General features: G+C 63.1%; 14 protein-coding genes and 1 pseudogene. 7 read left to right on the forward strand and 8 right to left on the reverse strand.

The features are described from left to right. Positions 1–417: 417 nt before the first annotated feature. Positions 418–1,584, forward strand: a complete 1,167-nt coding sequence (locus EN991_RS07340; RefSeq protein WP_024504514.1) for an ATP-grasp domain-containing protein — start codon at positions 418–420, stop codon at positions 1,582–1,584. 4 nt (positions 1,585–1,588) lie between these two features. Further along, a complete protein-coding gene (locus tag EN991_RS07345) occupies positions 1,589–2,365 on the forward strand; it encodes an esterase family protein (protein ID WP_013529927.1) in 777 nt (258 codons plus the stop codon). A gap of 23 nt (positions 2,366–2,388) precedes the next feature. On the opposite strand, the gene EN991_RS07350 is transcribed toward EN991_RS07345, so the two are convergent. Then, on the reverse strand, positions 2,389–3,924 hold the full coding sequence (locus EN991_RS07350; RefSeq protein ID WP_127368475.1) for an MFS transporter: 1,536 nt from the start codon (positions 3,922–3,924) through the stop codon (positions 2,389–2,391). Positions 3,925–4,069: 145 nt separating this feature from the next. Between EN991_RS07350 and EN991_RS07355 the strand changes: the two are divergent. Together EN991_RS07355 and EN991_RS07360 are read left to right on the forward strand one after the other, a co-directional pair. Next, positions 4,070–4,953: pseudogene (locus EN991_RS07355) on the forward strand (LysR family transcriptional regulator). A gap of 125 nt (positions 4,954–5,078) precedes the next feature. Further along, positions 5,079–6,158, forward strand: a complete 1,080-nt coding sequence (locus tag EN991_RS07360; protein ID WP_164753626.1) for a siderophore-interacting protein — start codon at positions 5,079–5,081, stop codon at positions 6,156–6,158. Positions 6,159–6,165: 7 nt separating this feature from the next. On the opposite strand, the gene EN991_RS07365 is transcribed toward EN991_RS07360, so the two are convergent. The 5 genes from EN991_RS07365 to EN991_RS07385 all read right to left on the reverse strand — a co-directional run bounded on the left by EN991_RS07365 (position 6,166) and on the right by EN991_RS07385 (position 9,349). Beyond that, positions 6,166–7,269, reverse strand: a complete 1,104-nt coding sequence (locus tag EN991_RS07365) for an AbrB family transcriptional regulator (protein WP_127368477.1) — start codon at positions 7,267–7,269, stop codon at positions 6,166–6,168. A 91-nt stretch (positions 7,270–7,360) separates the two neighbouring features. Further along, positions 7,361–7,606, reverse strand: a complete 246-nt coding sequence (locus EN991_RS07370) for a type II toxin-antitoxin system Phd/YefM family antitoxin (RefSeq protein ID WP_127368478.1) — start codon at positions 7,604–7,606, stop codon at positions 7,361–7,363. 28 nt (positions 7,607–7,634) lie between these two features. After that, positions 7,635–7,943 carry a putative quinol monooxygenase gene (locus tag EN991_RS07375; RefSeq protein ID WP_013529933.1) on the reverse strand — a complete coding sequence of 103 codons (309 nt, stop codon included), beginning with the start codon at positions 7,941–7,943 and terminating at the stop codon, positions 7,635–7,637. 63 nt (positions 7,944–8,006) lie between these two features. After that, positions 8,007–8,786, reverse strand: coding sequence for an SDR family oxidoreductase (locus tag EN991_RS07380; protein WP_013529934.1), 780 nt, complete (start codon positions 8,784–8,786; stop codon positions 8,007–8,009). Positions 8,787–8,911: 125 nt separating this feature from the next. Then, complete coding sequence (locus EN991_RS07385) at positions 8,912–9,349, reverse strand: DsrE family protein (protein WP_127368479.1); 438 nt, start codon at positions 9,347–9,349, stop codon at positions 8,912–8,914. A gap of 102 nt (positions 9,350–9,451) precedes the next feature. Between EN991_RS07385 and EN991_RS07390 the strand changes: the two genes are divergently transcribed. The 3 genes from EN991_RS07390 to EN991_RS07400 all read left to right on the forward strand — a co-directional run bounded on the left by EN991_RS07390 (position 9,452) and on the right by EN991_RS07400 (position 11,265). Continuing rightward, positions 9,452–10,570 (forward strand): hypothetical protein, encoded by a 1,119-nt coding sequence (locus tag EN991_RS07390; protein ID WP_127368480.1) that lies wholly within the window; start codon positions 9,452–9,454, stop codon positions 10,568–10,570. Positions 10,571–10,636: 66 nt separating this feature from the next. Further along, complete coding sequence (gene vapB, locus EN991_RS07395) at positions 10,637–10,882, forward strand: type II toxin-antitoxin system VapB family antitoxin (RefSeq protein ID WP_023760667.1); 246 nt, start codon at positions 10,637–10,639, stop codon at positions 10,880–10,882. Next, the gene (locus tag EN991_RS07400; protein WP_127368481.1) at positions 10,879–11,265 is read left to right on the forward strand and encodes a type II toxin-antitoxin system VapC family toxin; all 387 of its coding nucleotides are present in this window, start codon (positions 10,879–10,881) and stop codon (positions 11,263–11,265) included. Before vapB ends, EN991_RS07400 begins: the two co-directional genes overlap by 4 nt. A gap of 6 nt (positions 11,266–11,271) precedes the next feature. Here the strand turns inward: EN991_RS07400 and EN991_RS07405 are convergent, their stop codons facing one another. Both EN991_RS07405 and EN991_RS07410 read right to left on the reverse strand, forming a co-directional pair. Further along, entirely contained in the window at positions 11,272–12,219 is a 948-nt protein-coding gene (locus EN991_RS07405) for a cation diffusion facilitator family transporter (protein WP_127368482.1), read from the reverse strand. A 5-nt stretch (positions 12,220–12,224) separates the two neighbouring features. Beyond that, on the reverse strand, positions 12,225–12,539 hold a 315-nt coding region (locus EN991_RS07410), incomplete at its 5' end, for a gamma-glutamyl-gamma-aminobutyrate hydrolase family protein (RefSeq protein WP_164768905.1).

Consider the following 12,539-nt stretch of genomic DNA (forward strand, 5'->3'; position numbering starts at 1 on the left):
GGAAAACGAATCCGGGTTAACAGGCTTCGGAGCCTTTGCCGGCGCGTGGGCCGACGAAGCGTAAAACAAAAAACCCGCCTGTTCGGCGGGTCACTGGCGCAAATCAGCACCATGGATGAAAATGTACCTTAGCTGAGGGCAGGGAGTCAAGAAAAAATTCCTATCATTAAAAAACTTTCGGCACAAAAGCTGCCAACACCGCCGAACTGACTGTCGCCGCCAGGCCTTTGTTCAGCTGAGTTCGGCAGGCCGTGTCGTAAGCAGTCGTCCGGATTAGGCAGCAGATGAGTTGTCCGATTTGTCTGCCGGCTGGTTGAGACGGGCGGCACCCCGACGCGCGTGCTCTTCCCCAGGCGCGGCAAATGGGCCAGACTTGGGCGACGGGTTGCGATGTCCAGTCACCGGGAGGGGTCGTCCATGAATTTCGTGTTCTTCTCGCCGCATTTTCCCGCCAATGGCGCGGATTTCTGCGACCGTTTGAAGAAGGCCGGGGCCAGGGTGCTCGGTATCGGCGACGCGCCCTATGACGCGCTCGACGCCAAGCTGAAGGCGGCGCTCAGCGAGTACTACCGTGTCGCCGACATGGAGGACTATGATCCGGTGTTCCGGGCAATGGGGCATTTCATCCACAAGTGGGGCCGCATCGACCGCTTTGAATCGCTCAACGAACACTGGCTGGAGCTGGAAGCCAACATCCGCACCGATTTCAACATCTACGGCACCAAGCTCGATTTCGTGAAGAACCTGAAGCGCAAGAGCCGCATGCGTGCCTTCTTCCGCAAGAGCGGCGTCGACACCATCGCGCAGCGCAAATGTTCCGACCGCGCCGGGGCCATGACCTTCATCCGGCGCGTTGGCTATCCGGTGGTGGTCAAGCCCGACAGCGGTTCCGGCGCATCGAACACCTTCAAGATCTCCAACGCCAAGGAGCTCGACCAGTTCTTCCGGGACAAGCCCGAGGACGTGACCTTCGTCATGGAGCAGTTCATCGAGGGGCTGGTGGTGACCTATGACGGGCTGGTCAACCGCGACGGCGAGGTGGTGCTGGCGGCCAGCCACCGCTACGACCAGAGCGTCATGGAGGTGGTCAACAAGGACCGCCACATGAGCTATACCTGCTTTCCCAGGATCAACCCGGCGGTCGAGGAGGCCGGTCGAAAGATCCTGAAAGCATTCGACGTGCGGGAACGCTTCTTCCACATCGAGCTGTTCGAGACCAAGGACGACCGTGTCATCGCGCTGGAGGTCAACATGCGCCCGCCCGGCGCGTGGATGACCGATGCGATCAACTATACGTTCGACATCGATGTCTATGCGGCGTGGGCCGACATGGTGGTCAGGGATGCCGCCGGCGGCCCTTACGAGGGCAAATATTTCACCGCCTATGCCAGCCGCAAGCGACGCCTCCACTATTTGCACAGCCATGAGGACGTGCTAGCCGCGCACCGCGACAAGATCGTCCACCATCAGGCCATCGAAGAGGTTTTCAGCCGCGCCATGGGAAATTACGCCTACCAGATGCGCTCGAAAGACGAAGCAGCGCTGCGCGAAGCGGTCGCGTACATCCACGCGGAAAAGGCGTGAGGCGATGGACATTTCCTATCACAAGAATTTCTCGAGCCAACTCGGCCGCGACATGGAATACAAGCGCTACGGCCATGCCGGCCGGCCGGTGGTGGTGTTTCCGACCTCGCAGGGCCGGTTCTACCAGTTCGAGGATTCCGGCGGGGTGGGCGCACTGGCCGAATTCATCGACACCGGCCGCATCCAGCTGTTCACGGTCGACGGCGTCGATTCGGAATCCTTCTTCGACAAGCATGCCGACGCGGCTCATCGCATTGCCCGCCACGAGGCCTATTTCCGCTATGTGCGCGAGGAAGCGCTGCCGGACTTCCTGTCCACGGCCGAGCAGGCCAATGGCGGGCGCAAGCTGAAGCCGCTGTTCTCGGGCTGTTCGATGGGCGGCTATCACTCCTCGAACTTCGTCTTCCGCTTTCCCGAACTCGCCAGCGGCGTCATCGCGCTGTCGGGCGTCTATTCGGCCCGCGATTTTTTCGGCAGGGCGCTCGAGGGCGACATTTTCTACAACTCGCCGCTGGACTATCTGCCCGGCATCGTCGATCCCAAACTGCTGGCCCGGCTGAAGACGCTCAGGCTGATCTTCTGCTGCGGGCAGGGCGCGTGGGAAGAGCGGATGCTGGTCGAGACGCGCAGGTTGGAACAGATCCTGCGCGACAAATCCATTCCCGCCTGGGTCGATTATTGGGGCGGCGATGTCAGCCACGACTGGCCGTGGTGGCACAAGCAACTGGTCTATTTCTTCGGCCGTTGGCTGGATGAGGACCTGATGCACAGGCTGGATTGATAGCGAGGCCCGTCCGCTGACGGCTACCCTTTCTGGCATGCCGGCAGGGCGGCGGTTTCGCGCTCGGAAGCCGATACGCGACGCAGGCCAAGGAAGACGACAAGGGCGGTGACGACGGTGATCGCCGCCAACACGATCAGCAGCCTGTCGAACGCCGTCTCGTAGGCCTGGACCAGAACAATGGCTCCGGCTTGGGGCAAATGTTGTGCTGCTTCGCCGAGATTGCCGGTCACCAGCAACTGGGCTGCCGCCGCTGCGTCCGTCGAAGATGCCATTCCTTGTGCGGCGAGCTGCGCGGCGGCAAAGCCGGAAAGCGTCGCCATGACGATCGCCAGCGCCACACCCTCGCAGGCGACGCGGGTGGTGTTGAAGATGCCGACCGCCATGCCGGCGCGCTCCCTTGGCACGACGCTGACCGCAAGCCCGTCCATCAATCCCCAGGGCAGAGCGATGCCGACGCCGATCAGCATCAGCGGCGCCATCAGCGCACTATCGACCGGTGGTGTCAGGCTCAGCCAGACAAGCCCGGCGGCAGCGACGAGCAGGCCGACGCCGCAGATGGTGGCCGGTGCGATCCAGCGCGCCAGCTGGCCGGCGAGCATCGGCAGGATCAGCAGCGGACCTGAGAGGCAGATCATCAATTGCCCGGCCTTGATCTCGTTCATCCCTTCGATGCCGATGAAACGGATCGGCAACAGGACGAGCAGGACGACGAAGGCGTAAGCGGGTGCCGCAGCCAGGAACTGGACGCCGACGAAGCGGGGGTAGGCAAACAGCGTGAGATCGAGCATCGGCCGTTGTGCTTGCCGCTCGACAACGACGAAGGCGACAAAACAGATGATAGAAGCGGCCAGAAGCGTGACGACGAGGGGATCAGCCCAGCCGCTCTGCGGCGCCTGGAGCACGCCATAGGTCAGCGACGCCAGCGCGATCGTGAAGGTGCCGGCTCCCGCCCAGTCGAGGCCCGTCGCATCCGGGTCGCGCGATTCCCTGATGGTGCGCAGGCCGAGCATGGCGGCGGCAATCGCGAGTGCCACAACCAGAAGAAAGATCGACCGCCAGCCGAATGCGGAGATGAGCAGGCCCGACGCGATCGGGCCGAAGGCGAGGCCGATGCCGAAACTGGTGCCGAGGAAGCTGAAGGCGCGCAGCCGCAATGGCCCTTCGAATTCCTGGGCGAGTGCCGAGGCGCCGCCAGCGAAGGCGGCCGCACTGCCGATCCCCTGCACGGCCCGGAAGATGTCGAACCAGATGATGTCCGGCGCCAGCATCGCGCCCAGTGATGCCAGGATATAGAGGGAGAGGCCGACGAGGAAGAGGCGCTTGCGGCCGTGGTTGTCGGCCAGGGCGCCCGACGCCATCAGGGTGGCGCCGAAGGTCAGCATGAAGGCGTTGGTCACCCAGTTGAGCTCGATGGGACTGCCGCTGAGATCGGCCGCGATGCGCGACAGAGCGACGGCCGGACCGGTGAAGGTCAATGGCATCGTCATCGCGGCAAGGCACACGGACAAGAGCACGAGCCATCTCTCGGCAGAGCCGGTTGTGGTCCTGGAAGTCATGGATTTTCCTATCTGAAACAGCACTCGCCGGTGGGCCGCGATTGCGGAGCCGGTCGTGATGACAAGATAGGTCGTCGGCATTTCAGGAAAAATGGTGTTATATCTCCTGGTATATCGGACTGAAACGCTCGAATGGAATGACACGATGGATCGTCTCAACGGGCTCCTGGCCTTTGCCCGCACCGCCGAATTCGGCAATTTCGTCGCTGCCGGACGGGCGCTTGGCATCTCGCTTCCGCTGTCGGCAAAAGTGTCGCCCGGCTTGAGCAGGAACTCGGCGTGCGGCTCCTGCAGCGCAGCACGCGGCGCATTGGCCTGACGGAAGAGGGCAAGCTGTTCAACGAGCGGGTGCGCCGCATCCTCGACGACATCGACGATGCCGAGGCGATGCTGTCGCGGACACGGGAAACACCGCGTGGGCGGCTGCGCATATCCACCCCGATCGTCACCTATCATCTGTTGCTGCCGGTGCTGTCGGAGTTCATGGCCCGCTATCCCGAGATCGAGCTCGATATCGATTTCAACGACCGGATCGTCGACGTCATCGACGAGGGCATCGATGTCGCGATCCGCAGCGGCGAGCTGCCTGATTCGCGCCTCGTGTCGAGACCCGTTGCGCCCTTCCGCATGCTGCTGTGCGCGGCGCCCTCCTACCTCGAGCGCCATGGCACACCCGGCGAGCCGGCGGATCTCATCAGGCATTTCGGCATAAACTTCCGCTTCCTCAACAGCGGCAGGCTGCTGGAGTGGCCGTTCATAACCGGAAGCGCTGAACCGCAGATCCGCTCGATGCTGACCTGCAACAACATGGAAGCATTGAAGGGCGCCACGATCGCCGGCCTCGGCATCGCCTGCATGCCGGATTTCCTGGTGCGTGAGGCGCTGCACGAAGACAGGCTGCGTACCGTTCTCGACGGTCATGTCGACGGCCGTGGCCAGTTCCGGATGCTGTGGCCTTCCAACCGCCATTTGTCGCCGAAGGTGCGCGTGTTCGTCGATTTCCTTCCCGATCGCCTTGCGGCGCGCTAGGCGTTCATCGCATAATATGACAGTGATAGTCATGTTTGTGTGGAAGCGCTTGAGCGGCTGTGGCATGCCGCTGACCGCGGGGGCGCTGCGGCGCTTGCCCCGAACTGTTGCATAGGACTTGAATGATGGACCAATTGAGCGCGCAAACCCGGATCAGCGACGCGGCGATCAGGTCGGTGATGGACCGGCTGCGCGCCGAGCACAGCGAATTCGAGATCGACACCGGCGTCGCCGACCAATGGGAGCTTCGCCTCTATTATGGTTCGTTGAGCGCCACGCTCGATAATGAAAGCGTACTGATCCGCGTCGCGGCGTCCGACGAAACCTGCCTGTCCTACATGAAGATGACGGTTGCCGGCCATGTCGCCGAACATCTCGGCACGACCAGGGGCATCCATTGGCAAGGCGACGGCATTGACGCCGGCATGCCGGTCTTCTTCCGCGAGATCACGGTGATGTCGTCGACGCGGTTCTCGGCGCATATGCAGCGTCTGCGCTTCGCCGGTAAGGATCTCGGCCGGTTTAGCCATGGCGGCCTGCACATACGGCTGCTGCTGCCGCCGGCTGGCCGCCAGCCGCTCTGGCCGTCGATGGGTGCCGATGGCTTGATTGTCTGGCCTTCGGGCGACGATGCGCTTGCCGTGCGGGTCTACACGATCCGGGCGCTGGATGCCGCAAGCGGCTGGCTCGATGTCGATTTCGTGCTGCACCCCGGCCAGGAGACGCCCGCCGCCAGCTTCGCGCAAAATGCACGGGCGGGAGATGTCATCGGCATGATCGGACCCGGTGGCGGCGACGCTCCGGTGGCGCAGACCTTGCTTCTGCTCGGCGACGACACAGCACTTCCCGCCATAGGCAGGATTCTGGAAGATCTGCCGCCGTCAACACGCGCTGAGGCGCTGATCGAGATCGATGGGCCGGACGACCGGATGGCGCTGGCGCAAGGGGATAATATCGACATCACCTGGCTTTACCGGCACGGCCGCGAGGCCGGCACCGCGGGCCTGTTGTCCGCCGCCTTGCGCGAGCGCAAGCACATGGCGCTTGCCGACGGCCTGTACGTCTGGGTCGGTTGCGAATTTGGCGATTTCCGGGAGATCCGCAAGATCGTGCGTAAACAGTGGGGCCTGCCGCGCGACCGCCACCTGGTTACGGCCTACTGGCGCCGGGACGCGCACAGCGTGGGCGAGGGCGGCGAGGACTAGCCGCTGCCTATTGCCTGACGCCTCTCGCCACCAGCCGCGCCACGCTCGGGCCAACCAGCAGCACGATCAGGAAGCGCACCGATTGCAGCGCCATGACGAAAGAGATGTCGACGTTCTGCGCTGCTGCAGCGATGATGGCGATGCTGTCCATGCCGCCGGGGCTGGTCGCCAGATAGGCGGTCAGCGGATCGATGCCCAGGAGATGGCTGATCATGAAGGCAAGGCCGCCGCAAAAGGCGATCAAGGCCACGATCGAGGCGATGATCTGCGGCAAGGCGTGCGCCGCATGGCGCAGGATCGCCCTTGTGAAGTTCAGGCCGATCGACCAGCCGACCATGGCGTAGCTGACGGCCAGCAGCCATTGCGGCAATTGCATTTCCACGCCCAAGCCGAGATGGACGACGGTGCCGAAGATGAAGGTGCCGAGGAAGAAGGGCGAGGGCAGTCGGCACAACTTTCCCGCCAGGCCGCCTACGACCGCGATGCCGATGGTGGCGGCGAAGGCTTGGGCATCGATCGGCGGAAACCAGACGATGGCGGGGATTTCGACCTCAGACGTGTCGACCCACATCTTGGCAACGAGTGCCGCCGTCATCGAGACGAAGATGACGCGCAGATATTGCATGAAAGCGACGAGCCGCTGATCGGCGCCGAAGGCACCCGCCATCAGCACCATGGCGGTGGCCGCACCCGGCGACGAGCCCCAGACGGCGGTGGTGCCGGGCAGGATGCGCCAGCGGCTGATCAGCCAGCCGAGCAGGCTGGAGGCTGTGACGGTGGCCACCACGACGCCAAGAAACAGCGGCCATTCCTTGTAGAAGACCGGAAAGATGTCGGCCGAGATCGACGCCGCGACGAGGCAGCCGACGATCGCCTGGGCGGCGCCGAACAGAAGACGCGGCACGCGCACCGTGGCGCCATTGGTGCCGGCGACGATGGCGGCCAGCATCGGCCCGATCAGCAGCGCCGCCGGCAGGGCGGCGAGTTCCAGCGCGCCGGCAAACAGCAAGGAAACAACCAGCAGGGCAAGCCACTGCCAGAGCCTGCGCATCCGCGCCATGCGCTCGAGTGTGGGCAGGTCCGGGGAGGGCTGCTCGGCCGAGGAATCCATGTTTCGCTCTTAGACCCGCAGGGCGAAAAATGCGAACCGCGATTCACAGAAAAATGATTGTTTCACCAGCCCAGGTGTCGAGTAACAGGTCTCACAAGCCGGCGTTGAACCGTTGCTCGATCTCATTGCGACCCGTGCGGTCGAAATCGTCGGGGACGGAAAACTGGCCGGCCATAAAACCGACCCGTCGCGCCTGCAGCGCCGGCTGTTCGATCGGCACGATTCTGGCCAACGGCTTGCCGGCTTTGGCAATAACAAACGACTCGCCTTGGGCTGCACGTCTCACAAGGCGCGACAGATGAGCTTTCGCATCGCGAATGTTTACTGTCTGCGTCAAAGATTGCTCCTCAAAATTGGCATCGAACTCACCCCGTCTTGCTGTCGGCTAGGCCGAAGCCGCCGACGGGGTGGGTCTCGACCTGGAATTCGAAGCCGGCGATGAACGGCCGCGCCTTGGCGATCGCCGCCTGGACTTCGGGAAGCTGCAGCGAGGCCTTGTGGCTTTCGGCGTCGGTCCACACTTCGGTGACCCAGATCGCGTCGGCATCGGCGGGATCGCGGGCGATGATATAGCTCAGGCAGCCCGGCAGGGCGCCGGTGCTGGCGCGCAGGAGGTCCATGACCGCGTCGCGCTGGCCGCGCGACGCCCGCATCTTGCCGATCAGTCCGTACATTCCGTTGTCTCCCTTTGAGGTTTTCGACAAGAGCGTGCAGATCGCCAGTATGCCGATAGCCGTTCAAGGCATCAACTGGCCGCCATTCACCTCGATCACCTGGCCGGTGATGTAGCCGCTGAGAAGGTCGGAAGAGAGGAACAGATAGGCGCCGACGCAATCCTGCGCCGTGCCGGCGCGTCCCTGCGGAATGGTGGCGACCATGCCCTTGATCTGCTCGTCGGTCGAATAGCGCTCGTGGAACGGGGTGAGAATTGTGCCGGGCGCCACCGCGTTGACGCGGATGCCGAAGCCGATCAGCTCCTTGGCCATGCCACGCGTCACATTGGAGACGAAGGCCTTGGCCGAGCCGTAAAGCCCGGCGCCGCCGCCCGCACCATTGCGGGCGGCGATCGACGAGGTGTTGACGATGAAGCCGCCCTGTTTCTTCAGCCACGGGATCGCCTTGCGCGAAGCAGTCAGCACCGAACGGGCGTTGAGGTCCATCACCGCATCGTAATGCGCCTCGGTCTGCTCGGCATAGGGGATGCGGCCGAGCATGCCGCCGGCATTGTTGACCAGCCCGTCGAGGCGGCCGAAATATTGCGCACTGTCCTCGACGACGCGCTCGACATCGGCGGCAACGGAGAAATCGCCCTGGACGAGAAACACCTCGCCGCCCTTGTCGGCAATCGTCAGGCCGAGCTTCTCGGCGGCGTCGCGGCTCGAGTTATAATGCAACGCCACCTTGCATTTCTGCGCTGCATAGGCCAGCGCGAGCGCCGCCCCGATGCCGGTCGATGCACCGGTAACCAGCACTGCCTTGCCGGCAAGATCGGGTATGCTGAGTGTGGTGGCTGGCACGGTTCTTCCTCCGGGATGTCTGCCTGCCCTTCGTAGGCCCTTGCCACCCCGGTGTTCAAGCCTTGGAGCAATTCAAGGAAAAGTGTGAGCGCTTTCCCCGGGGGATTTGCGTCAAACAAACCGCTCTACGGACGCAGATAGGCGTAACCCTGGCCTTGCAGTTCGGCGAGTTTGACGACGCCGCCCTTGTCGGCGGCATGAAATCCGGCGAGCAGGTCGGGGAGTGTAATGTCCATGCCGTGCATGGTGTTGGCGCAGGCGTGGGGTTCCAGTCCCTGCTGCACCAGGCCGGCGAAGCGCCCGGAAATCGCGGCCGATATGCCTTTCGACTTGAAGGCCGCGAGCGCGGGACCATGCACGACCAGCACGATGTCGACCTTGCCGCCGGTGCCTTCATAATGGTTCTTGATGTTGCCGAGCACGAAATTGACCTTGTCGCTGTCGCTCAAGTGGTAGGCGACTTTTTGCCTTGTGGGCTCGGTGGCGGCTGCCTGTGCTGCCCGCAGACCGAGAAGCGTTCCGGTTCCGGCAAGAACCGTGCGGAACATATCGCGCCGGCGCATGGCATCATCCTCCGCTTGGCGGCTGACCGCGAATTGCGTGACTCCAGCCGCAATACTAGCATAAATTGCCGTTGCGTCCTTTCGATGCGGAGGAGAGGTCACATGGCGTTGAAGGAATGGGCGTTTGGGTTGGGGGAATGGAAGACGGTTGCCGGCGCCGGGTTTTGCGCCGTGCTGCTCGGCGCGCTTGCCGGATCGGCCTCCGCCGACGATGCGCTGAAGCTTACCGAACTCAGTCCGAACGGCGCTGATGCCTGTTTCGGCCGCGTCTATGATGCGGCGCATCTCAAGGCGCACCCGAAGCAGAAGGTGGCGCGGATCTTCTTCTACTACGGCCATGATCCGGTCAGCCGGCCGAACGAGGAGCCGACCGGGAATTCCGACACGTCCTACAATGCCTTCATCGCCACCACGGTGCGCGGCGCCAAGTCGCCTGAATGGGCCGGCGGCTGGTGCAATCATGCTTCCGAGGACGGCAAGACGGGCCCGGTCCATTGCGGCATGGAATGCGACCGGACGCTTGCGTCGCTGAAGGTCGATGACAAGGGTCGGCTGTTCCTCTCGGATCTGCAGCCCGACATCTATCTCGATGCCGGATCAGAAGAGGAGCTTGGCGCAGCGGAATATGACAGGCAGGCGCTCGGCTCGGAGGATGACAATTTCCGCCTCGACCCGATGCCGGCAGCGACCTGCCAGGCGGAGTTCGCGCGCATCGATCCAGTCGCCGCTGCGCTCGGAGCTCCGTTGCGCGAGCGGCTGAAGCCGGACCAGGCGTTCTGCTACGGGCGCGACTACGATGCAGCGCATCTCGGCTCGCACCCCGATCAACTCACCCAGTCGATCCGGGTTTTCCGCGGCAAGGTAGAACTGGCGTCCTTCGCCTCGGGCGGTGACACCGCCAATTGGCCAGACGGCGCCGACATTGCCGTTACCGTCACCACACGGCAGAAATCGGCTAAGGTGACGCAGACCTATTCCTGCCAGGGCGAAGCCGACCAGTGGCGCTGCGCGGCCAGCACGAAGATGAGCGATTTCTCCTGCGACATCGCGCAGAAGGAGATTTTCCTCAAGCGTGGCGCCAACGGCACGATGATGCTGGCCAACCCAAACAGCGCGCTTGCAATCGTCGACCTGTGTTCGAAGGCGGACGCCGGAAAGACGAAATCCGACGACAAGGTCTATCGGCTGAAGCCAATGCCGCAATCGGCCTGCTCGCCCTGAGCTCGGACTTGTCTACGTCGCCATGAAGGGATATATCTTTGCTATATCTCATTTGAGGATAGCGTGATGGACAAGGCGAAAGTGTTCTGGTCGGGCCGGTCACAAGCTGTGCGTCTGCCCAAGGAGTTCCGTTTCGAAACAGATGAGGTTTCGATCCGCCGTCACGGGCAAACCGTCATTCTGGAACCGCTTGCGCAGGACTGGGCGTGGCTAGACCAAGTGATCGGACCGCTTGATAACGATTTCGCCGAGGCGGCGCTCGAACGTCAAGACGGGCAGGATCGACCTGCCTTGGATGACGTTTTCAAGTGATCTACCTGCTCGACACCAATGCCGTCATCGCGGTCATCAAGGGCGACGCGGGTCTGTTGGCGCTGCTAAAACGGCACAGGCCGCAGGACTATGCCCTCTCTGCGATCGTCGCGCACGAACTGCACTATGGTGCTGAAAAGAGCCAGCGAAGGGCTGAAAATTTGGCGCGCATCGAAGCTCTGCAGTTCCCGGTGCTCGAATTCGACCGAGAAGACGCAAGACATGCTGGGGAGATTCGGGCAACGCTTGCGACGTTAGGAACTCCGATCGGTCCCTACGATGCGTTGATCGGTGGGCAAGCGCGCGCTCGGAACCTTGCGCTGATGACCCGTAATGTCCGGGAATTCGAGCGGATCAAAGATCTCTCAATCGAGACCTGGTGAACCGCCTCATGCGAACGGCACGGCCGTGGTGCCCTTGGGCAGCTTGGCCTCGTCGTCGGGCTCGACATGGATGGTGACGCGCACCGAGGGGATTTCGGCCTTCAGCGCATCCTCGATGCGGTCGCAGATGACATGGCTGGCGCCGACCGACATGTGTGCGTCGACGACCAGATGAAACTCGATGAAGGTGGCGCGGCCGGCGATGCGCGTCTTGAGGTCGTGCACTTCAAGTGCGCCCTTGCAGTTGGCCGAGATGACGTCGCGGATGCGCATGTGCTCCTGGGTGTCGACGGCGCGGTCCATCAGCCCGTTCATCGACGAGCCGATGACATGCCAGCCCTGCCACAGGATGTTCAAAGCCACGAGGACGGCAAGTGCGGGGTCAAGGATCTGCCAACCGGTCAGGATCGCCCCGACCAGGCCGCCGAAGACCCCGATCGAGGTCACCACGTCGGTCATGATGTGGTTGCCGTCGGCGACCAGTGCCGGTGATTTCTCCGCCCTGCCGGCGCGGATCAGCGTCCAGGCCCAGAAGGCGTTGATAGTCGTGGCAACGCCGTTGACCGCAAGACCTTCCCAAGGCTGTTCCAAGGGTGACGGAGTCTGCCAGGAGCGCCAGACCTCGTTGAGGATCAATAGCGCGGCAAGCACGATCAACACGCCTTCCAGCACTGCCGAGAAATACTCGGCCTTGTGATGGCCGAAGGGATGATCCTGGTCGGCCGGCTTGTGGCTGATCTGGATCGCCCAGAAGGCGGCGACCGAGGCGATGACGTTGACGATCGATTCCAGTGCGTCCGAATAGAGTGCGACTGAGCCGGTGACGTACCAGGCGGCAGCTTTCAGCGCGAGCACGACAAAGGCGACGATAATCGACCAGAAGGCGAGGTTCGCGACCTTGCGCTTCGCGGCCGCCTTGGCCGCGATCGCCATCGTGTTCTCGGCTTCGGCCATGATCGTCAGGCGGCCTTTTCCTTGGCCTTGCGCGGCAGGTGGGCGACGATGTTCTCGATGATGCGCATGCCGGCATTGTGCCCGAGCGTCATGATCGATTCCGGGTGGAATTGCACTGCGGCGATCGGCTCCTTGCGGTGCTCGAAGGCCATGATGACGCCGTCCTCGGTCTCGGCCGTGACGATGAAATCGTCGGGCAGCCGCACCGGATCGGCAAAGATCGAGTGGTAGCGGCCGACGGTGACTTCCTTGGGCAGGCCCGAGAAGATGATGCCGGGCTTGGAGACGCGGATGCGCGACGGCTTGCCGTGCATCGGTAT

The organism is Mesorhizobium sp. M7A.F.Ca.US.005.03.2.1, assembly GCF_003997795.1.
GTDB lineage: Bacteria > Pseudomonadota > Alphaproteobacteria > Rhizobiales > Rhizobiaceae > Mesorhizobium > Mesorhizobium ciceri.